Origin of the sequence: Exiguobacterium sp. Leaf187 (genome assembly GCF_001423925.1) — a bacterium.
Lineage (GTDB): Bacteria > Bacillota > Bacilli > Exiguobacteriales > Exiguobacteriaceae > Exiguobacterium_A > Exiguobacterium_A indicum.
In genome coordinates this window covers 1,416,046-1,434,652 of sequence record NZ_LMPR01000009.1, presented here as the reverse complement: position 1 = coordinate 1,434,652, position 18,607 = coordinate 1,416,046, and the positions used below count along the sequence as shown (strand labels likewise).

General features: G+C 48.7%; 24 protein-coding genes and 1 riboswitch. Of the genes, 18 read left to right on the top strand and 6 right to left on the bottom strand.

The genetic code is table 11. The features are described from left to right. The first annotated feature begins 23 nt into the window (after positions 1-23). The 7 genes from sufB to ASF99_RS11630 all read left to right on the top strand — a co-directional run bounded on the left by sufB (position 24) and on the right by ASF99_RS11630 (position 6,269). Complete coding sequence (gene sufB, locus ASF99_RS11660; RefSeq protein WP_023469154.1) at positions 24-1,421, top strand: Fe-S cluster assembly protein SufB; 1,398 nt, start codon at positions 24-26, stop codon at positions 1,419-1,421. 84 nt (positions 1,422-1,505) lie between these two features. Further along, positions 1,506-2,060: a dihydrofolate reductase family protein gene (locus ASF99_RS11655; RefSeq protein WP_023469153.1), complete on the top strand. Its 555-nt coding sequence runs from the start codon at positions 1,506-1,508 to the stop codon at positions 2,058-2,060. A gap of 77 nt (positions 2,061-2,137) precedes the next feature. Then, positions 2,138-2,980 (top strand): DUF72 domain-containing protein, encoded by an 843-nt coding sequence (locus tag ASF99_RS11650; protein ID WP_035396384.1) that lies wholly within the window; start codon positions 2,138-2,140, stop codon positions 2,978-2,980. Positions 2,981-3,001: 21 nt separating this feature from the next. Further along, positions 3,002-4,303 carry a bifunctional metallophosphatase/5'-nucleotidase gene (locus ASF99_RS11645; RefSeq protein WP_035396386.1) on the top strand — a complete coding sequence of 434 codons (1,302 nt, stop codon included), beginning with the start codon at positions 3,002-3,004 and terminating at the stop codon, positions 4,301-4,303. Between the two features lie 62 nt (positions 4,304-4,365). Continuing rightward, complete coding sequence (gene lipA, locus ASF99_RS11640) at positions 4,366-5,265, top strand: lipoyl synthase (protein WP_023469150.1); 900 nt, start codon at positions 4,366-4,368, stop codon at positions 5,263-5,265. Between the two features lie 94 nt (positions 5,266-5,359). Then, a complete protein-coding gene (locus ASF99_RS11635; RefSeq protein WP_023469149.1) occupies positions 5,360-5,737 on the top strand; it encodes a YutD family protein in 378 nt (125 codons plus the stop codon). An 85-nt stretch (positions 5,738-5,822) separates the two neighbouring features. After that, positions 5,823-6,269 carry a general stress protein gene (locus tag ASF99_RS11630; RefSeq protein ID WP_023469148.1) on the top strand — a complete coding sequence of 149 codons (447 nt, stop codon included), beginning with the start codon at positions 5,823-5,825 and terminating at the stop codon, positions 6,267-6,269. 33 nt (positions 6,270-6,302) lie between these two features. On the opposite strand, the gene ASF99_RS11625 is transcribed toward ASF99_RS11630, so the two are convergent. Together ASF99_RS11625 and glpX are read right to left on the bottom strand one after the other, a co-directional pair. After that, positions 6,303-6,578, bottom strand: coding sequence for a DUF3055 domain-containing protein (locus tag ASF99_RS11625; protein WP_055968847.1), 276 nt, complete (start codon positions 6,576-6,578; stop codon positions 6,303-6,305). A 35-nt stretch (positions 6,579-6,613) separates the two neighbouring features. Next, positions 6,614-7,594, bottom strand: a complete 981-nt coding sequence (glpX, locus tag ASF99_RS11620) for a class II fructose-bisphosphatase (protein ID WP_029342420.1) — start codon at positions 7,592-7,594, stop codon at positions 6,614-6,616. 151 nt (positions 7,595-7,745) lie between these two features. Here glpX and ASF99_RS11615 point away from each other — a divergent pair, with 151 nt between their 5' ends. Continuing rightward, positions 7,746-8,189 (top strand): DUF86 domain-containing protein, encoded by a 444-nt coding sequence (locus ASF99_RS11615; RefSeq protein WP_023469145.1) that lies wholly within the window; start codon positions 7,746-7,748, stop codon positions 8,187-8,189. 6 nt (positions 8,190-8,195) lie between these two features. Next, entirely contained in the window at positions 8,196-8,960 is a 765-nt protein-coding gene (locus ASF99_RS11610) for a TIGR01457 family HAD-type hydrolase (RefSeq protein WP_023469144.1), read from the top strand. Between the two features lie 42 nt (positions 8,961-9,002). Here the strand turns inward: ASF99_RS11610 and ASF99_RS11605 are convergent, their stop codons facing one another. Next, positions 9,003-9,230, bottom strand: a complete 228-nt coding sequence (locus ASF99_RS11605) for a NifU family protein (RefSeq protein ID WP_012371190.1) — start codon at positions 9,228-9,230, stop codon at positions 9,003-9,005. Positions 9,231-9,339: 109 nt separating this feature from the next. On the opposite strand from ASF99_RS11605, the gene ASF99_RS11600 reads away from it, so the two are divergent. Then, a complete protein-coding gene (locus tag ASF99_RS11600) occupies positions 9,340-9,636 on the top strand; it encodes a DUF1462 family protein (protein WP_055968844.1) in 297 nt (98 codons plus the stop codon). Positions 9,637-9,677: 41 nt separating this feature from the next. Here ASF99_RS11600 and ASF99_RS11595 read toward each other — a convergent pair whose 3' ends face one another. Then, positions 9,678-10,730 (bottom strand): NAD(P)/FAD-dependent oxidoreductase, encoded by a 1,053-nt coding sequence (locus ASF99_RS11595; RefSeq protein WP_055968842.1) that lies wholly within the window; start codon positions 10,728-10,730, stop codon positions 9,678-9,680. 92 nt (positions 10,731-10,822) lie between these two features. Between ASF99_RS11595 and ASF99_RS11590 the strand changes: the two genes are divergently transcribed. Further along, on the top strand, positions 10,823-11,056 hold the full coding sequence (locus tag ASF99_RS11590; protein ID WP_023469141.1) for a YuzB family protein: 234 nt from the start codon (positions 10,823-10,825) through the stop codon (positions 11,054-11,056). A 76-nt stretch (positions 11,057-11,132) separates the two neighbouring features. Here the strand turns inward: ASF99_RS11590 and ASF99_RS11585 are convergent, their stop codons facing one another. After that, positions 11,133-11,699: an ECF transporter S component gene (locus tag ASF99_RS11585; protein ID WP_029342415.1), complete on the bottom strand. Its 567-nt coding sequence runs from the start codon at positions 11,697-11,699 to the stop codon at positions 11,133-11,135. Positions 11,700-11,854: 155 nt separating this feature from the next. After that, positions 11,855-11,996: riboswitch (FMN riboswitch) on the bottom strand. 111 nt (positions 11,997-12,107) lie between these two features. On the opposite strand from ASF99_RS11585, the gene ASF99_RS11580 reads away from it, so the two are divergent. The 4 genes from ASF99_RS11580 (at position 12,108) to ASF99_RS11565 (ending at position 14,430) form a co-directional block, all read left to right on the top strand. Then, positions 12,108-12,458 (top strand): HesB/IscA family protein, encoded by a 351-nt coding sequence (locus tag ASF99_RS11580; RefSeq protein ID WP_029342414.1) that lies wholly within the window; start codon positions 12,108-12,110, stop codon positions 12,456-12,458. A 117-nt stretch (positions 12,459-12,575) separates the two neighbouring features. Then, the gene (locus ASF99_RS11575; RefSeq protein ID WP_055968840.1) at positions 12,576-13,442 is read left to right on the top strand and encodes an NAD-dependent epimerase/dehydratase family protein; all 867 of its coding nucleotides are present in this window, start codon (positions 12,576-12,578) and stop codon (positions 13,440-13,442) included. Then, a complete protein-coding gene (locus ASF99_RS11570) occupies positions 13,439-13,942 on the top strand; it encodes a GNAT family N-acetyltransferase (RefSeq protein ID WP_055968838.1) in 504 nt (167 codons plus the stop codon). Before ASF99_RS11575 ends, ASF99_RS11570 begins: the two co-directional genes overlap by 4 nt. Further along, positions 13,939-14,430, top strand: coding sequence for a GNAT family N-acetyltransferase (locus ASF99_RS11565; protein WP_055968836.1), 492 nt, complete (start codon positions 13,939-13,941; stop codon positions 14,428-14,430). Before ASF99_RS11570 ends, ASF99_RS11565 begins: the two co-directional genes overlap by 4 nt. A gap of 242 nt (positions 14,431-14,672) precedes the next feature. Here ASF99_RS11565 and ASF99_RS11560 read toward each other — a convergent pair whose 3' ends face one another. After that, a complete protein-coding gene (locus ASF99_RS11560) occupies positions 14,673-15,671 on the bottom strand; it encodes an NAD(P)/FAD-dependent oxidoreductase (protein WP_023469135.1) in 999 nt (332 codons plus the stop codon). Between the two features lie 243 nt (positions 15,672-15,914). Between ASF99_RS11560 and ASF99_RS11555 the strand changes: the two genes are divergently transcribed. The 3 genes from ASF99_RS11555 (at position 15,915) to glcT (ending at position 18,484) form a co-directional block, all read left to right on the top strand. Further along, positions 15,915-17,126 carry an NAD(P)/FAD-dependent oxidoreductase gene (locus tag ASF99_RS11555; protein WP_055968834.1) on the top strand — a complete coding sequence of 404 codons (1,212 nt, stop codon included), beginning with the start codon at positions 15,915-15,917 and terminating at the stop codon, positions 17,124-17,126. A gap of 81 nt (positions 17,127-17,207) precedes the next feature. Beyond that, positions 17,208-17,525, top strand: coding sequence for a YuiB family protein (locus tag ASF99_RS11550; RefSeq protein ID WP_023469133.1), 318 nt, complete (start codon positions 17,208-17,210; stop codon positions 17,523-17,525). A 101-nt stretch (positions 17,526-17,626) separates the two neighbouring features. Further along, positions 17,627-18,484, top strand: a complete 858-nt coding sequence (glcT, locus tag ASF99_RS11545; protein WP_023469132.1) for a glucose PTS transporter transcription antiterminator GlcT — start codon at positions 17,627-17,629, stop codon at positions 18,482-18,484. Positions 18,485-18,607: the final 123 nt, after the last annotated feature.

Sequence of the window (18,607 nt, the reverse complement as noted above, 5' to 3'; positions counted from 1 at the left end):
GCAAGTAAGAGGAGGAAATGAACATGGCAAAGAACATGCCGGAAATTGGCGATTATAAATATGGTTTCCACGATCGCGATATCTCGATCTTCCGTTCTGGACGTGGCTTGACGACTGAAGTCGTCGAAACGATCTCAAAAATGAAGGAAGAACCACAATGGATGCTTGATTTCCGTTTGAAATCACTTAAGATCTTCAACGAACAAGCGATGCCAGCGTGGGGTGGCGATCTCTCAGAATTGAACTTCGACGACATCACGTACTACGTCAAGCCGTCTGAACGGGCAGAGAAATCGTGGGATGAAGTACCAGAAGAAATCAAACGTACGTTTGACAAACTCGGTATCCCAGAAGCAGAGCAAAAATACTTGGCAGGTGTCTCGGCTCAGTACGAGTCAGAGGTCGTCTACCACAACATGAAAGAAGACCTCGAAGAAATCGGTGTCGTCTTCAAAGATACAGATACAGCGTTAAAAGAGAACGAAGATATCTTCCGTGAGTACTTCGGAAAATTAATCCCGCCAACAGACAACAAGTTCGCAGCTTTGAACACAGCGGTCTGGTCAGGTGGATCGTTCATCTACGTACCAAAAGGTGTTAAAGTCGACACGCCGCTTCAAGCCTACTTCCGCATCAACTCGGAAAACATGGGTCAATTCGAGCGGACGTTGATCATCGTTGATGACGAAGCATCGGTTCACTACGTCGAAGGATGTACAGCACCGGTCTACACAACGAACTCGCTTCACTCAGCGGTCGTTGAGATCTTCATCAACAAAAACGCTTACTGCCGTTACACGACGATCCAAAACTGGGCGAACAACGTCTACAACCTCGTTACGAAGCGCGCGATCTGTGAAGCTGGCGCAACGATGGAATGGGTCGATGGTAACATCGGTTCGAAACTGACGATGAAATACCCAGCCGTCATCCTCAAAGGTGAAGGTTCACGTGGTATGACATTGTCGATCGCAATCGCTGGTAAAGGTCAACACCAAGATGCGGGTGCGAAGATGATTCACTTAGCACCGAACACGTCGTCGACGATCGTCTCGAAGTCGATCTCAAAACACGGTGGGAAAGTCACGTACCGCGGTATCGTCCACTTCGGACGGAAAGCGACAGGCGCACGTTCGAACATCGAATGTGATACGCTCATCATGGATAACCAATCGACGTCGGATACGATTCCGTACAACGAAATCCTCAACGATAACATTTCGCTCGAGCACGAAGCGAAAGTCTCGAAGGTCTCGGAAGAGCAATTGTTCTACCTCATGAGCCGCGGGATTTCACAAGAGGAAGCAACGGAAATGATCGTCATGGGCTTCATCGAGCCGTTCACGAAAGAACTTCCAATGGAATATGCGGTCGAAATGAACCGTCTCATCAAGTTCGAGATGGAAGGTTCAATCGGATAATTCGTCTTACTCTCTCATCTACGGATGGGGGAGTTTTTTCATGAAATGGTTATTCGGGTAAAGAGTGAAAAAGGAGGGATTACTATGCGTGACATCGTCTATTCCTTTCAAGTCTCGCTTGACGGTTATATCGAAGATGCGTCAGGTAGGATCGATTTCGCTTCACCGGACGCAGAATTACATCAGTATTTCAATGACTACGAGAAAGCGTTCGATACCCATGTCTATGGACGTCGTTTGTACGAGATGATGCAATACTGGGAGACAGCGGATCAGGAAGACGAGCCGATTGTCGTTGAGTATGCGAAAACCTGGCAATCGCTTGAGAAGGTCGTCTTCTCGCGGACGCTCGACGCTGTCGAAGGAAAGACACGTCTAGCGACCAAGTCACTTACCGAGGAACTTCAAGCACTAAAAGCCTTGCCTGGAAAACAGATTGCGATCGGTGGGGCGACGCTTGCTGCTGAAGCGATACGACTTGGACTCGTCGACCGTTATCATATCGTGATTTATCCTGTTCTGCTCGGCGGTGGAAAACGGATGTTTCCGGTGTTCGATCAACCGCAACACTTAAAAATGATCAAAACACAATACTTCGAATCGGGATGTATCATACTTGAATATGAACGTTTAAATTGAAGCATTGAAGAAGAAATCCCGGATTCTGCTATGCTATGATGAATAGGTAGAATAGAACACGTAAGGGGGAGGAGCGCATGATATATATCGGTGTTACGGGCTGGGGAGATCATGATAGTCTCTACTTGACCCCGCAAGATCGTAAGGAGAAGCTCGCCGCTTATGCGGGACATTTTCCAGCAGTCGAGGTCGACTCGACGTTCTATGCGATTCAACCGGAACGAAACTACGAAAAATGGACATCCGAGACACCGGACGGGTTCCGCTTCATCGTCAAGGTCCACCGGGCGATGAGTGGACATGACCGGGAGAATAAAGATCCGCTCGGTCCGATTTTTGAACAATATATCGCGTCGATCGAACCGATGCGAAAGAGTGGAAAGATTGCAGCGATCCTCGTGCAGTTACCGCCCTGGTTCGATGTCAGCAAAATGCACTTGGAGTATTTGCAAACGATCCGAAAATCACTTGCTGGACTGCCGGTCGCGATTGAGTTCCGAAATCCATCGTGGTATTCGGAAGCTTATCGTGAGCGGACGCTCCGATTTTTGAAGGAACATCAGTTTATTCATACGATTTGTGACGAACCCCAGACCGAAGATGGTTCCGTACCATTCGTACCGGTCGTGACGCAGGAGACGGCATTCATCCGCCTTCATGGACGAAATAAAGCGGGTTGGTTAAAGAAACCGGGTCAAAGCAGCGACGATTGGCGAAAAGTCCGCTGTCTCTATCGGTATTCAGAAGACGAGTTACAGGAACTCGCAAGCCACGTCCGAAACGTAGCAGCGGAAGCAAAGGATGTCTATGTCTTCTTCAATAACAACTCAGCAGGAGATGCTGCCCCGAATGCGAAACGATTAATCGAGATTCTCGATCTCGACTATGAACTGGCGCCGCGACAAATCTCATTGTTTTAAATCATCAAGGGGGGCTTCTGCATGAAGTTACACATCATTCACTATAATGATTTGCATTCACACTTCGACATGTGGCCTCGCTACATGTCCTTCGTCAAGGAACACCGGACGTATGATTCGCTCGTTTTTGATCTCGGCGATCATGCTGACCGTGTTGATCCAGCGACGGAAGCAACAAAAGGAAAAATCAATACGCATCTACTGAATGCGTTGATGCCGACTGCCGTGACGATCGGGAACAATGAAGGCATCACGTTTCCGCACGACTGGTTAGCGAACCTCTACACGGAAGCGGACTTTCCGGTCCTCGTCTCGAATTTAGAAGCACCGTTTGCCAAGCAAGGAGTCATTCACGAATTACCGACTGGAAAAGTCGGCGTCTTTGGTCTGACGGCACCGTATATCGAACTGTACGGTTTACTTGGTTGGACAATCGAAGAACCGTTTGACGTCGCGGCGCGTGAAATCGAACATTTGCGTCAAGAAGTCGACGTCTTGATTTGTTTGAGTCACCTCGGTTTCTATCAAGACGAAGAACTCGCGATGCGTTTTCCAGAACTGGATTTGATCATCGGTGCGCATACGCACCATGTCCTTGATGACGGTGTCGTTAAGAACGGTGTCTTAATCACCCAAGCCGGTAAACATGGGCAGTATGCGGGTGAAATTTATATGAATACGGATACCGGAGAGAAGGAAGCGGTCCTTCATTCCTTACACGATTACGTCGAGGACGAAGCGACGGCGAAATTACTCGACCGCGAACAGTATCTGGCGGAACAACAGATGAAGGAGCCGATTGGCGAGACATCGGGTCTAGCCAATGATTGGTTCAGCGAGTCGCCGTTCTCACAATTGCTTGTCGAGACGATGCGTGATTGGTGTGATGCGGATATCGCTTGTGTCCCGGCAGGTATTCTGCTTGGGTCACTTCCACCAGGTCCTGTCTCTGCCTTTGATTTACATCGACTCTGTCCGCACCCGATCAATCCTTGTAAAGTGACGATGACCGGAGTGGAATTACAAACTTTCCTCGACGAAGTCAAAACAGATCAGTTCGAACAACTAAAGGTTCGAGGTCTCGGTTTCCGTGGTAAGTTGATGGGGCGGATGCATTATGCTGGTTTGGCGGCACATCAACCGCTTGAGCCAACGCGAAACTATACGGTCGTCTTGCCGGATATGTTCACGTTCGGTCCACTCTTTCCAGCAATCAAAGAAATGCCAAAAGAATATTTCATGCCGGAATTGTTACGGGATTTGTTGTTCGAACGCTTATCGGAGAAGTCGGAATATAATGAATTACATGTTCGCAAACCCTGATTGTTTGTTATACTAAAGCAGACATGAATTGACTTTTTGGGGATGAAGGGGGAAGCGAAACCATGGGACGCGGAGAAATCCAACGTAAACCGGAATGGTTGAAAATCAAGCTGAATACGAATGAAACCTACACAGAATTAAAAAGTATGATGCGCGAGAAAAAGCTACATACTGTCTGTGAGGAAGCAAAGTGTCCGAATATCCACGAGTGTTGGGCGGTACGCCGGACGGCGACGTTCATGATTCTCGGAAGTATCTGCACACGTGCGTGCCGTTTTTGCGCCGTGACGACAGGACGCCCAAACGAACTCGATCTTGAAGAACCAAAACGTGTCGCGGAATCCGTTCGTTTGATGAACCTGAAGCACGCGGTCATCACAGCGGTTGCCCGTGACGATCTGAATGATTTCGGAGCAGGCGTTTACGCTGAAACCGTCCGTGAAGTTCGTCGGATGAATCCAGAGACATCAATCGAAGTCTTGCCTTCAGATATGGGTGGGAACTTTGAGGCATTGAAAACGCTGATTGATGCACAACCAGACATCATGAACCACAACATCGAGACGGTCCGCCGTCTGACACCGACCGTTCGTGCGAAAGCGACATACGACCGGACGCTTGAATTCCTTCGCCGTTCGAAGGAACTCGCACCTGAAATTCCAACGAAGTCGAGCTTGATGCTTGGTCTTGGTGAGACATGGGAAGAGATTCTTGAAACGATGGATGATCTTCGCGCAAATAACGTCGACATCATGACAATCGGTCAGTATCTCCAACCGACGAAAAAACACCTCGACGTCATCAAATACTATACACCACAAGAGTTCGCTGAACTGAAGCAGATCGCGCTCAGCAAAGGATTCTCGCACTGTGAGGCAGGTCCACTCGTTCGTTCGTCGTATCACGCGGATGAACAAGTCAACGCAGCGAAAAAGAATAAAACAGCACTTCCGATCGACTAACGATCAAAAACCGTTCGAGCAGTTGCTCGGACGGTTTTTCGTCTGCCAGGCGAAATGGAATATGCTATGATAAGAACAGCAGGAGGTGGGAATAATGATACAAGTCAATCGGGAACGTTATGAGGTCGTCGAAGAGAAGCGGGAAGGTTTTAATGAGGAAGCCTTCATCGGTCGTTTTAGCGATGTCCTAGAGAAATATGATTATATCGTGGGGGACTGGGGGCACGGTCAATTACGGCTACGTGGCTTCTATGAGGATCAACACGAGAAAGCGACATTCGATACGAAAATTTCGCATGTGGCGGATTATCTCTACGAATACTGTAACTTCGGATGTGCCTACTTCATCGTCAAGAAGATCGGATTGGTAGAAGGAGAAGAAGCACCACCTCGCTTCGACGGTTCTTCATCCAATACGTTGAAGTTGAAACGGAAGTTCGCACCTGCACCAGAGAAGACGGAAAGCGAGTAATCAAACTGTCATACAGAAAAGCGTTTCTAGTGGACGGAATTCGGCTATTACTATAAGTATCATGTACCTATAGGGGGAACCATCCATGCGAATCGTTGGAATTTACTCATCCGTACCAGAAGTTGTTAGTGCCGTGCACGATCTCCGTGTTGCCGGTGTCGTCTCGACTGATTTAAAAGTCTTAGCACACGACAAATACGATCTCGAACAAATCGAGGAACTAGCGGATTTGAACAACCAACAGACATCTACGCGTCTGTCACAGGAAGATCATCGTAATCTCTGGCAGGAAATCAAGAGCATCTTCAAAAAAGATGACACGGCTTCCCACGGAGATGCTATTCGTGGAAGTGGCTTGACGAAGGAAGACGTCGATCGTGCGAATCATGCGGTCGAAAGCGGTCAATTCGTATTACTCGTCGGTGATGAAGCGGATCAGCATTCGGAGCGTCGTGCCCATGACGAGTCAGACAATACGAACGTCTTCAGCGGACCGAACACATTAAATGAACGAAACGATCGTCTCTTATAAGAAAAAGCCTTCGTCCGCGGACGAAGGCTTTTTTCATAGACCGATATAAGCGCGTAGATACATCTCGAGTTCCGTTGCCGCATCGTCTTCGACGTCAAACGCCGTCGCGATGTAGCCAGGTTCATCAAAATCATCCGCACCGATGATCGCATAGCGATTCGATAAGAGATTCAAGACGAGAATCTTACCGTAAAAATGTTCCGAGTGCGTGATGGCGAGATCAAACCGACTAGCTTCTCCGACCCAACTGACAAAGCGTGTCTTCGTTTGTTCGACATCATCATATAAAAAATCACGTTCTTCCATCATTCAGCTTCCCTCATTTCCCTAACATCTGTTTCAGATTAAAGGGTTTGGGGGACTTTTTGCAAGTATGGTTTACGCGATAAGCTATGCTCGGCGATGACTTTTCGAATCGTCCGTGTCTTTGAACGCATGACAAGGGATGTCGTCTCAACGATATCATCCGTCAAGAACTTAACGCCATCGAGCATTTCGCCCGTCGTGACGCCGGTCGCAGCAAAGATACAGTCGTCGCTTTTGATAAGGTCATCAAGCGTTAAAAGTTGAAGCGGATCTTCAAGCCCCATCCGGATGACACGAGCAGTTTCTTCTTCGTTCATCGGGTGTAAGCGTGCCTGCATGTCGCCGCCCATCGCTTTAACGGCAGCAGCCGTGATGACACCTTCAGGAGCACCGCCTGTACCGATGAAGATATCGATTCCTGTCGCAGGAGAGAGTGGTGCGATTCCAGCCGAGACGTCGCCGTCTTCAAATAGACGAACCCGTGCGCCCATCCGCATCGCGGCTTCGCGGAAGTGATCGTGACGTGGGCGATCCTGCATGATGACCGTGACGTCCTCAATCCGTTTATTGTTGTATTGAGCTGCTTTTTCAATGATGACTTCAAGTGGATCGTCGAGCGAGACGTGTCCTTTTAAGTTCGGTCCAACTGTTAATTTATCCATATACATATCCGGTGCGTGGAGCAGGGCACCTTGATCGGCGACGGCGATGACGACCATCGCATTACCGAGACCTTTGGCGACGATATTCGTACCTTCGAGCGGGTCGACGGCGATGTCAACGATTGGACCGTTTGCTGTTCCGACACGTTCGCCGATGAAGAGCATCGGTGCTTCGTCGAGTTCGCCTTCACCGATGACGACCGTTCCGTTCATGTTGACCGTGTTCAAGACTTCGCGCATCGCAGTCGTTGCTGCATCATCCGCTTCATTTTTCTTACCGCGACCAATCCATTGAGCAGAAGCTAGTGCTGCTGCTTCCGTAGCGCGTACGATTTCCAGTGCGAGTTCCCGTTCCATGTATATAACCTCCACGTCACCAATGTGACATACTATTTTCAGCAAAAATCTAAATTGAGGATAACACATTGATGAATGTGATGCAAATGACCTTTCTGCTTTTCAGGATTGCCGGATAACGATAAAATGGAGGATGTGAGGGGGAATGAAGATGTATTTCGTCAATCGTCAAAAAATCGAAGAGACGGTCGTTTGTTATGAGACGGCACTTCGACAAAGTAAGGAAGTTACGGGGGATCCGGTGACGACGGCACTGGCTATGGAACGGATCGGTTTTTTAGTCATCGAAAGTGTCATCGACATCGGAAACAGTATGATTGATGGATTCATCATGCGGGATCCGGGAAGTTATGAAGATATCATCCTCATTTTAGAAGATGAGAAGGTCATCGATGGACCGCTCGCGACGAGTCTGAAGAAGCTCGTTGCGTTACGTACGTTGATCGTCCGGTCATTCACACAGTCGAGTATGGCGGAGATTCGGGCGGTACTTGAGACAGAGGAAGCAGAGCTACGTCGTTTCCCGGAAGCGATTCGCCGGTATATCGAGACAGAACTCGGACCGGTGTCTGCATTTTTACCAAACGAGGAGTGAGTCAGGATGAAGGCAAAAGGCTATTTATTTGATTTAGATGGAACGATGTATAACGGAACGGAACCGGTAAAAGAAGCGGTCGATTTCGTCAATCGTCTGCAAGCAGAAGGGATTCCGTATTTGTTCGTGACGAATAATGCGTCGATGACGGCAGAAGCCGTGGCGGAGAAATTACGCGGGATGGGTGTTCATTCCGATGCGAAACACGTCTTGACGAGTGCGATGGCGACCGGTCGTTATATCGCTGATCTATCACCGAAAGCGCGCGTCTATGCAATCGGTGAGACAGGACTGATTGATGCGCTTGAACGGGAAGGGTTAGACGTCGTCGCAACCGAAGCGGCAGATTACGTCGTCATCGGTCTTGACCGTCAGATCACGTATGAAAAACTCGCTGTCGGTGCCCTCGCGATTCGTGCCGGTGCCCGCTTCATCTCGACGAACGGAGACATCGCCATTCCGACAGAACGTGGATTCTTACCAGGAAACGGTGCCTTGACGTCCGTCCTGCGCGTGACGACGGAGAAGGAACCGTTCTTCATCGGCAAACCGGAACCGGTCATGGTCGATATCGCAACGGAGATGATTGGTCTGTCAAAAGAAGACGTCATCATGGTCGGGGATAACTACCATACGGATATTCTATTCGGAATCAACGGAGGCATCCGGACGATGCACGTCAATTCTGGCGTCCATACACCAGTCTTCATTCAAGGTCAGGATCGTCAACCGACATACATGGTCGATACGTTAGCAGAATGGATTTTATGAATCAAAAAATCCCGAACGAGAATTCGTTCGGGATTTCATGTATTAGAAGACTTGTTCGACTTCAACGACGCCAGCGACTTCTTCAAGAAGGGCACGTTCGATACCGGCCTTCAATGTGATCGTTGAACTTGGGCAGCTACCACAAGCTCCCATCAAACGGAGTTTTACGATTCCGTCTTCTACATCTACGAGTTCAACGTCTCCTCCATCACGAAGAAGGAACGGACGCAATTTTTCAAGAACTTCATTCACTTGATCAAACATTTCCATGCGTAAACACATCCTTTCGTATAGTTTCATTGTAACAGGGTTGAAAAATGTTCTCAATCTGGAAAACTTGTATACTAAAGAGGAGAGAATTGAAAAGGGGGACTTCAAGATGGAAATCACGGTTTATGGAACAGCGGTCACTTGTCCGAGTTGTGTCGGGGCACCCAGCTCGGAAGAGACGTTCAGTTGGCTACAAGCTGTCCTCGGACGGAAATATGAGCAAGCGATGACGCTTCGCTATATCGATTTCGAGACAGCAACAGCGGATCAATGGACGGAAGCCTTGAAAGAGGATGTCTATTTTTATCCATTGATCGTGCTTGATGATGAGATGATTGACGAGGGGTACGTCAAACTGAAGACGATTACGGCAGCGATTGATGCGAAGTTAAGTCAGACGGGGTGAACGACAAAGAGGTATCCCAAAGATCGGGACACCTCTTTTGCTCATTTAATCTTTTTGTGTTTCCATAAGACACCGGACTTCAAGAGACGTGGGACTTTCCCCGTCAGCGCTTGCTTGCCCATGACGATCCCGAAACCATCTGATTTCCCGAGCGATCCGAGCATTCCGCGCAGTTTGATTTCTGGCAGTTTCGGCAATTTTTTCCCTTGCCACTTCGCTTGCAAGACGTCGACGACTTGTTCTGCCTGATGTTCTGCGAGTTGACCGCTTGGCGCATACGGCAAGCTGGCACAATCGCCGATGACGAAGACGTTATCGTATTCCGGTACGTGATGATGTTCCGTCAATTTGATCCGACCGCCACTGTCTGCAGCAAAGCCGAGATCACGAACGACCTTGACCGGTTGCGTACCTGCCGTCCAAATCGTCAAGTCCGACGGGTACGTATCGTCGCCGTTACGCACGTCGTCCGCTGTGACGAGCGTGACGTTCGAATTGTTGATGACTTCCACGTCATGCTCCTCGAACCATTCCTGGACGTAAGATGAGACTTTGTCGGATAAGAATGATAAAACGGATGGACCGCGGTCGAACAAACGAATCGTCAAATCCTTCCGGCTCTCGTGCAGTTCACTGGCGAGTTCGACACCAGATAGACCAGCACCGACGATCGAGACGACGGACCCCGGTGACAGACCACAGATCGCTTGCTGTGTCTTGCGCGATTCTTCAAGTGTCTGGATGCTGTATGTAAACTCTTGAGCACCCGGAATGTTGTGGTATTTATCCTCGCAACCGAGGGCGATGATCAAGTCATCATAGAATAATTCTGATCCGTCTTGCAGGTGGACCGTATTCGTCTCTGGTGAGATTTTAATGACATGTCCATATTTATAAGTAAGATGTTTCCCCTCCGGAAATTCAATCCGGACATCTCGATCTGATAATGTACCTGCTGCGAGTGCGTAATATTCCGTTTTGAGTGCGTGGTACGGTAGACGGTCGACGAGCGTGACGGCAACTTCCTCGTCCTTGAATCGCTCACAAATCCGCATTCCACCATATCCTCCGCCGAGTACGACCAATTGCTTCATAACGTAAAATCCCCCTTAGTTCCCCTAAATCAGTCTGACCTTGTATAATACGACATGAGGCAGGTCGTTTCCTGCTTGAAGGAGGAAAAAAAGTGAATCCGATTATTGAATTTTGTATCAGTAACTTAGCGGCTGGTACACAGGTCGTCATGGAGCAACTCGAACGTGACCCGAACGTCGACGTCGTCGAATACGGTTGCCTTGGCTATTGCGGAATTTGTTCGCTTGATCATTTTTGTCTCGTTGATGGTGAGACGGTCGTAGGCGAGACGCCGGAAGAGTTGCTTGAAAAGATTTACCTAAAAATCGAAGAGAATGAGCTGTGAGCCCGAACAGCAAAAAAATCCCCTCGTTCGTCTGAACGAGGGGATTCGTGTCCGTCAGCGGGCGCAGCTTTTCGGATCAGGCAGATTGTTGACGGCGCATCATCCATGGTCGTAGTTTCAAGAACAACGGAATGAAGAGTGCCGAGATGAACAATGCCTTGATGACGTTAAATGGTAAGATACCGGCTGTGATTGCTGTCCATTTGACAGCCGGATCCGCCATGTAGTCCATACCGAGGAACCATGCATACGCTGGAAGGATCAAGATATAGTTGAGAATCGCAAGACCGAGTGCCATCGTGATTGTACCAGCGACGAGGCCAGTTGCGAGACCTTGTGTTGATTTCTTTTTGTGGTAGAACCAGCTGACAGGAAGCACGAATGCGACACCAGCAGCGAAGTTCGCGAATTCTCCGACCGGAACACCACTTCCGCGGAAGATGTAATATAACACGTTCTTCAATGCTTCGACGATGACACCTGCGACCGGTGAGAACATGATCGCTGCGACGAGAGCAGGAACATCACTGAAGTCGATCTTCAGATAGTTCGGTAAGAACGGCAGTGGAAAATTGATAAGCATAAGAACAAATGAGATTGAACCTAACATTGACAGAGTGACCATTTTTTGTGTGCGTTTCATACGAGTATTGTCTCCTTTTGCTCGTTCCTCTCGATGAAGTATTGGCATGACTGCGTCCATAAAGAAACCCCTATTGATGAGATCAACAGGGGAGAAGTCCGCATTAAATAAACCTAATCGATTGTTGCAAAAATCGATCAAATTCAAACTCATGCCGCCATCTTCTCCCATCCAGACTATACTGTCGGCTCCTGAATTACACAGAATCAGCAAATAGCGCCCTATTCGCTCGCGGGCTTCAACTCATAATAGTTGTTTACCGCCGGTCGGGAATTTCACCCTGCCCTGAAGATGGAACGATTATTTTGTTGTACATACCATTTATACAACGAATTCAAGATAGTTTCAAGCAACTAGGTTTCGATTCGCTCAGAAGTTGCGTATACTAAAGAAAAGGAAGGTGATGACATGATCCATTTAACGGAGGCAGCAGCGCTACAAGTCCAAGACATGATGGCGCAGGCACCAGCAGATGAACGGAATCTTCGGATGCTCGTCCAAGGTGGTGGATGTAGTGGTCTGTCGTACGGAATGGGATTCGACCAACAGAAAGAAACGGATCTCGTTTTCGAACAGCACGGCGTGACCGTCATCGTGGACGAAAAAGATTACCCGGTCGTCAAAGGACTGGAAATCGATTATAAGCAGTCGATGCTCGGCGGCGGATTCACGATCACGAATCCGAATGCCATCGCAACATGCGGTTGCGGGACATCGTTCCGGACGGCAACGAATGCCGGGACACCGGGTGGCTGTTAATGAATCCAATCGTGGACATCGTCCACGATTTTTTTATTGTCCGCATACAGGAGACCTGTTCCGTTGACTCGAAATATTAAGAGAGTGAATGCTACTACGAACAGGGAGGGCTTCAGGATGAGAAAAGTATTGATCTTCGGGGGAACACGCTACTTCGGACGCCGGCTTGCGATTCGGTTAGCCGATTCGGGGGATGACGTGACAATCGTCACACGCGGCGAGCATACGCCACCGGTTGCGAAGGGCTTGACATTCTTTAAAGGAGACCGGACGTCAAGTAGTACGATGAAGGACTTAAGCCAACAGCACTGGGATGTCATCTATGACAATATCTGTTTCACACCGTATCAAGCAAAACTTTCGATCGACGCGTTTGAAGGAAAAGTCGGACGTTACGTGTTGACGTCGACGATGTCTGTCTATGAAGGCGGTGGTGCGAACATCACGGAGCGTGCCTATAATCCGTTTCCGGGGAAATATGACCTCGAGAAGGAACATGGATATGGCGAAGGGAAACGCCAAGCGGAGAGTTATTTCTTCCAACGGGCGACGTTCCCAGTCGTTGCGGTCCGTTTTCCGGTCGTCCTCGGACCAGATGATTATACGGAGCGACTCGTCTTTCATATCAAACGGGCGCTTGACGGGCGTCCGATCGTTGCCGAAAACACATACGCGAAGATGGGGTATATCTCAAGTTACGAAGCCGCTGCCTTTCTGGAGTGGTGTGGTCGCTCGGAACTGACAGGACCGATCAACGCTGCAAGTGACGGTGTCTTATCAATTCAAGACCTAGTGGATAAAATCGACCGCGTTGCGGGAACGACAAGTCAACTCGTCGCAAAAGGAGAGGATGAATCACCGCTTGCGCCAGAACGCGATTTCTATATGGATACGACAGCTGCGAAACAAGCCGGCTATCTGTTCCAACATGTCGATGACTGGCTCGATCGTTTGATTGAAGAGGAGGTGCGCAATCACCAATGATGCAGTTGATGAAACCAACTCTTGCGTGGGAGACAGAGTATCGCGCCTTTTTAGAAGACTGGCGAGAGTCGGGCGAAACGATCGTGCCGGAAGCAGTCGGAGACACATATGAACCACTGGGCGCTTATTTTGCGGAACTGAAGGAAATGGAGACAACAGTCAGACCGGGTCTTGTCACCCATTCGACGTACTGGATGGCCGACGGGCAACGAATCGTCGGTGCGCTGAACTTCCGGCATGATTTGACAGAGAACTTGAAGTTGTACGGCGGGCACATCGGATACGGCATCCGACCATCCGAGCGTCAGAAAGGATATGCGACGAGTGGTCTTCGACTTGCGCTTGAAGAAGCACGCCAGCGTGGACTCGATCAAGTACTACTGACGTGTGGCGTTGATAATCTAGCATCTCGCCGTGTCATCTTGGCGAACGGTGGACAAGAAATCGAGCCGACTGTTCGTAATGGGCGCGAGACACGTCGCTTCATCATCCCGTTATGAGAATCCGTGAAGCACGTCTAGAAGATGCGTCAGCCATCGCCCGCGTTCATATTGATGCCTGGCGCGAGACGTATCAAGGTATCATTCCAGATCTGTATTTAGCACAGTTGTCGCATGTGAAACGGACGCAACAATGGGAACAGACATTAGTCAATCAGCGCGTGTATGTTGCCGTGTCAGGAGAAGAAGTCGTTGGCTTTGCGCAAGGTGGAGCGAATCGAAGTGATGCGCGTGAAGGGGAACTCTACGCGATTTATGTCTTGCAAGCGTCACAAGGGCGGGGACTTGGGAAAGCGCTGTTTCAACGCATCGCTGAGGACTTAGCGGAATATGAGACGATGCAGGTTTCTGTCTTGCGAGATAATCCAGCGTGCCAGTTTTACGAGCGATTCGGTGGTCAGGTCTTCGAAGAATCGATGATTGAGCGAGGTGGGGTGGAACTCGTGCAACGGGTTTACCGGATACCTGTTAAAAGATCATCCGTATGAAATCGGACGTTTTCAACATCTTCGCTTTCCTTAGGCGGGATGTAAGCCGCGCCAGTTCCCATTCCATGTGATCTGTCGGGTCTTCCCTATCCCTGACGGAAGCACGCATCGTGCTTCCTTTTCCTGTGGGAGTCGAAGATGTTTGGTCACGTCCTCGATGTGATTCCATGAAAATAAGAGGTCGGACTCCGGTATGTCATCCGGAATTCGACCTCTTATTTGTTTACAGCCATTCAGTTATCTCAAGAATGATTTGTTACTTTTTCGAACAGACTCGTCGAGTGTTGCGGGTGACGAGCAGATGGATCAACGAGAAGTTTCGCTTGGTTAACGGCGATCGGTGCTTCACCGAAGCCCGTTGCGATCAGTTTGACGCGTCCTTCGTAAGTCGCGATATCACCACAAGCGAAGACGCCCGGAATCGCAGTCTCCATCTTCGAATTGACACGAATCGAATTGCGTTCGAATTCGACTTCCCATTCTTTGAGCGGTCCGAGTGACGAGACGAAGCCGAAGTTACAGACGACATCGTCCGCAGCGACGACGACGACTTCACCACTTTCAGCATGTTTGAACGTCAGCGTCTCGATGTGCGTCTCACCTGTGACCGATTCAAGTGTATACGGCGTCATAACGTTGACGGACGAATCGTGTAACAGTTCGACCGAATGTTCATGGGCACGGAACTTATCGCGACGGTGGACGAGCGTGACGGATTTTGCAATCGGCTCAAGCATCAATGACCAGTCTACTGCGGAGTCACCGCCACCCAGTAAGACGACTTGGCGATCCTTGAAACGTTCCATGTCGTTGACGAAATAGTGTAAGTTCGTTTCTTCGAAGCGTTCTGCATCTGCCACTCCGAGTGGACGCGCGGCGAACGAGCCGTTTCCTGCCGTCAAGATGACGGTCTTTGTATAATGCTCGCCTTTATTCGTGACGAGGCGGATGATTCCGTCATCCATCCGTTCGTAAGCGATGACGGTCTCACCGAGCACGTATGTCGGATCGAATTCATTTGCTTGTTCAAGCAACCGATCGACCAGTTCCTGTGCTTTTACTTTCGGAAAACCGGCAATATCGTATATATATTTTTCAGGATAAAGCGTAGCGAGTTGACCACCTAATTGAGGTAGACTCTCGATGACCTTCGTCTTCATCTGGCGCATTCCTGAATAAAACGCGGTGAACAGTCCGACCGGACCGCCGCCGATGATCGTGACATCATATGGTTGGTGCATCTGATTCCCTCCTAGCGTTGGATATGTCCATTATATAGGAAGTAGGGGGTGAAGGTGCAAGTACGGAACATCTCACATTTTTTTAAGGGAAATTACATTTTTCTTTTGCAATCATTCCTGAAAAGTGTTTCAATAGGCTTATAGACATGTGAACATTATTTGAACAAAATTTTTGAGCATTCGTCTGTAATTGAATGTGAAGAAAATCACAACAAAACTACGATTCGTAAGGAGTATCAGAACATGAACACACCTAACATTGTTATTCTTGGAGCGGGCTACGGTGGATTGATCACAGCAGTCAACCTTCAAAAGAAACTCGGCGTCGATCAAGCGAACATCACGTTGATTAACAAACACGACTATCATTACCAAACAACTTGGTTGCATGAACCAGCTGCAGGTACGATGTCTGCGGAGCAAGCGCGCATCTACATCAATGATGTCATCAACCCGTCACGCGTCAAACTTGTCAAAGGTATCGTTGAGAAAGTCGACACGGTTGCTAAAACGGTTCTCTTACAAGATGGCGGAACAGTTCCTTACGATTACGTCGTCGTTGCTCTCGGTGGCGTTCCTGAAACATTCGGTATCAAAGGATTGAAGGAACACGCGCTGACGATCAGCTCGTTGAACAGCGTCCGTAAAATCAAGGAACATATCGATTACTCATTCGCACAGTACAAAACAACAGGATCACAAGATCGTTCACTCTTGACGATCGTTGTTGGTGGTGCTGGATTCACAGGAATCGAGTTCATGGGTGAGCTCGTCAACCGTATTCCAGAACTGTGCAAACAATATGACATTCCACGCGAACTCGTTCGTGTCGTCAACATCGAGGCAGCACCAACAGTCCTTCCAGGATTCGATGCTGATCTCGTCAACTACGCACACAAATGGCTTGAGCGTCAAGGCGTCGAGTTCAAACTCGGTAACGGCATCAAGGAATGTGGACCAGGAAGCGTCACGTTCGGTCCGCTTCAAGGCGACACGACTGAGACGATCGAAGCAAGCACGATCATCTGGACAGGTGGCGTCAGCGGTAACCCTGTCGTTGCAGCATCTGGTTTCGAAGCGATGCGTAACCGTGTCGTCGTCGAAGAAGATCTTCGTGTTCCAGGACACGACAACGTCTTCATGATCGGTGACTGTTCAGCAGTCATGGATCCAAGTTCGAACCGTCCGTACCCACCGACTGCACAAATCGCGACACAACAAGCACACAAAGTCGCTGAGAACATCGCAGCACTCATCGCGGGTCGTCAAACATCGACGTTCACGTACGAAAACAAAGGAACGGTCGCTTCGCTTGGTCACAAAGACGGCATCGGCATGGTCTTTGGTAAGAAGATTTACGGCCGTAACGCATCGTTCATGAAAAAAGTCATCGACAACAAACACTTCTTCGAACTGAAAAAGCTTGGTCTTGCGATCAAAAAAGGGAAGTTCTAAGTTCACGTTTTAGGCAAATGTACACTCGTGCATTTGCCTTTTTTGTCGGTTATACTAGAAGAGATTCAAAGGGGGAACAGTATGCATATCATTCAAGCCGTGATCGGGAGTGTGCTTTATCTCGTCATGTTCTTTAGTATCGGATTCATCTTAAACATGTTGTTGCGGAGTACATGGGTGATGCTCGTACTCTATCCGGTCATCATCATCATGATGATCGACAACCAATCGACGCTCGAATACTTCACGAATGCTCGTGAAGCAATTCCGAATCTCGGGGACCGGATTGCTGGTCTACAGACAGCGGATATCACGATGTTCGCGGCTGGTCTTGCCGGAATCATCATCGCCGGTCTATCGATTCGCTTCTTGCGTAAGAGCGGTTACCAAATGTTTTAAAGTCTACTTGAGTAAGTAGGCTTTTTTCGTGTCTGAAAAACCGTTATAATAAAAACAATGTCTTTAAATAAATGTGTAAGAGCAGATTGGGTTGAGAGCGAATGGATAAACAAATGTACCACGTTATCAAGGTATTGAATAATAATGTCGTCATTTGTTCGACTGGTGCGAATCAGGAAGTCATTATCCTCGCGAAAGGGATTGGCTTCGGTCGGAAGCCAGGCGATCAACTGACAGATCTCGACAAGTTGGAAAAAGTCTACACGTTGAAGGATAAAGAAGAACAGGATCAATATAAGGCGCTCGTCGGTCATCTCGATGAAAATTTCATCGCGTTGATGAACGAGATCGTCTCGATGATCGAGACACGCTTCGGAAAAAAGGTCGACGAACATATCCATATCGGATTGACGGATCATTTGACGTTTACGTTCAAGCGACTCGAACAAGGAATGGAAGTCACGAATCCGTTTCTTGCTGAAACGGAAGCCTTGTATCCGGAAGAGTACGCCCTTGCAGAAGAAATCGTCGAGTTCATCAGTGCTGAGATGAATTTTTACCTACCTCCAGCGGAGACAGGATTCATCGCACTTCATATTCATTCGGCGACGAACTTCAAAGACGTACTTGAAGTCAACCGCCATCATCAGCTCGTCGGTTTAATTGCTAGTCATATCGAACAGCGACTGGAGATTAAAATCGATCGAAAATCGCTTGATTACAAGCGTCTGATTCGGCACCTTCGTTCAGCGATTGAAAGGGTTTCCAATGGGGAGTATCTAGAGGCTCCAGAAAAAGTAGAAAAGCTATTGCGTGAAGAATATCCGCTATGCTATGATACTGCTTGGGAGCTGATGTCCATCATGGAACGTCAGTTGAAGAAAGCGGTACCGCGCGGTGAGGCGACGTATCTTACGATGCATCTGCAACGCTTAGTGCAGTACGATTCAGGTAAATGACCGCACGGACTACGTGTTACTGATACGATCAGGCATGAGTGGGATGTCGGGCAAGAAGCTTTATTTCCGTTATGCAACGGGATAAGTCTATTGTCTACAATCCGCTCGTGCCTGATTTTTTTC

What these genes read in the sequence shown, in the direction of transcription:
- sufB (WP_023469154.1), top strand. Translation starts at nt 24, where the DNA reads ATGGCAAAGAACATGCCGGAAATTGGCGATTATAAATATGGTTTCCAC.
- ASF99_RS11600 (WP_055968844.1), top strand. Translation starts at nt 9,340, where the DNA reads ATGGAAATCACGGTTTATGGAACAGCGGTCACTTGTCCGAGTTGTGTC.
- ASF99_RS11625 (WP_055968847.1), bottom strand. Translation starts at nt 6,578, where the DNA reads ATGATGGAAGAACGTGATTTTTTATATGATGATGTCGAACAAACGAAG.
- ASF99_RS11605 (WP_012371190.1), bottom strand. Translation starts at nt 9,230, where the DNA reads ATGGAAATGTTTGATCAAGTGAATGAAGTTCTTGAAAAATTGCGTCCG.
- ASF99_RS11610 (WP_023469144.1), top strand. Translation starts at nt 8,196, where the DNA reads ATGAAGGCAAAAGGCTATTTATTTGATTTAGATGGAACGATGTATAAC.
- lipA (WP_023469150.1), top strand. Translation starts at nt 4,366, where the DNA reads ATGGGACGCGGAGAAATCCAACGTAAACCGGAATGGTTGAAAATCAAG.
- ASF99_RS11595 (WP_055968842.1), bottom strand. Translation starts at nt 10,730, where the DNA reads ATGAAGCAATTGGTCGTACTCGGCGGAGGATATGGTGGAATGCGGATT.
- ASF99_RS11560 (WP_023469135.1), bottom strand. Translation starts at nt 15,671, where the DNA reads ATGCACCAACCATATGATGTCACGATCATCGGCGGCGGTCCGGTCGGA.
- ASF99_RS11615 (WP_023469145.1), top strand. Translation starts at nt 7,746, where the DNA reads ATGTATTTCGTCAATCGTCAAAAAATCGAAGAGACGGTCGTTTGTTAT.
- ASF99_RS11645 (WP_035396386.1), top strand. Translation starts at nt 3,002, where the DNA reads ATGAAGTTACACATCATTCACTATAATGATTTGCATTCACACTTCGAC.
- glpX (WP_029342420.1), bottom strand. Translation starts at nt 7,594, where the DNA reads ATGGAACGGGAACTCGCACTGGAAATCGTACGCGCTACGGAAGCAGCA.
- ASF99_RS11585 (WP_029342415.1), bottom strand. Translation starts at nt 11,699, where the DNA reads ATGAAACGCACACAAAAAATGGTCACTCTGTCAATGTTAGGTTCAATC.
- ASF99_RS11580 (WP_029342414.1), top strand. Translation starts at nt 12,108, where the DNA reads ATGATCCATTTAACGGAGGCAGCAGCGCTACAAGTCCAAGACATGATG.
- ASF99_RS11635 (WP_023469149.1), top strand. Translation starts at nt 5,360, where the DNA reads ATGATACAAGTCAATCGGGAACGTTATGAGGTCGTCGAAGAGAAGCGG.
- ASF99_RS11630 (WP_023469148.1), top strand. Translation starts at nt 5,823, where the DNA reads ATGCGAATCGTTGGAATTTACTCATCCGTACCAGAAGTTGTTAGTGCC.
- ASF99_RS11575 (WP_055968840.1), top strand. Translation starts at nt 12,576, where the DNA reads ATGAGAAAAGTATTGATCTTCGGGGGAACACGCTACTTCGGACGCCGG.
- ASF99_RS11650 (WP_035396384.1), top strand. Translation starts at nt 2,138, where the DNA reads ATGATATATATCGGTGTTACGGGCTGGGGAGATCATGATAGTCTCTAC.
- ASF99_RS11555 (WP_055968834.1), top strand. Translation starts at nt 15,915, where the DNA reads ATGAACACACCTAACATTGTTATTCTTGGAGCGGGCTACGGTGGATTG.
- glcT (WP_023469132.1), top strand. Translation starts at nt 17,627, where the DNA reads ATGGATAAACAAATGTACCACGTTATCAAGGTATTGAATAATAATGTC.
- ASF99_RS11655 (WP_023469153.1), top strand. Translation starts at nt 1,506, where the DNA reads ATGCGTGACATCGTCTATTCCTTTCAAGTCTCGCTTGACGGTTATATC.
- ASF99_RS11570 (WP_055968838.1), top strand. Translation starts at nt 13,439, where the DNA reads ATGATGCAGTTGATGAAACCAACTCTTGCGTGGGAGACAGAGTATCGC.
- ASF99_RS11550 (WP_023469133.1), top strand. Translation starts at nt 17,208, where the DNA reads ATGCATATCATTCAAGCCGTGATCGGGAGTGTGCTTTATCTCGTCATG.
- ASF99_RS11565 (WP_055968836.1), top strand. Translation starts at nt 13,939, where the DNA reads ATGAGAATCCGTGAAGCACGTCTAGAAGATGCGTCAGCCATCGCCCGC.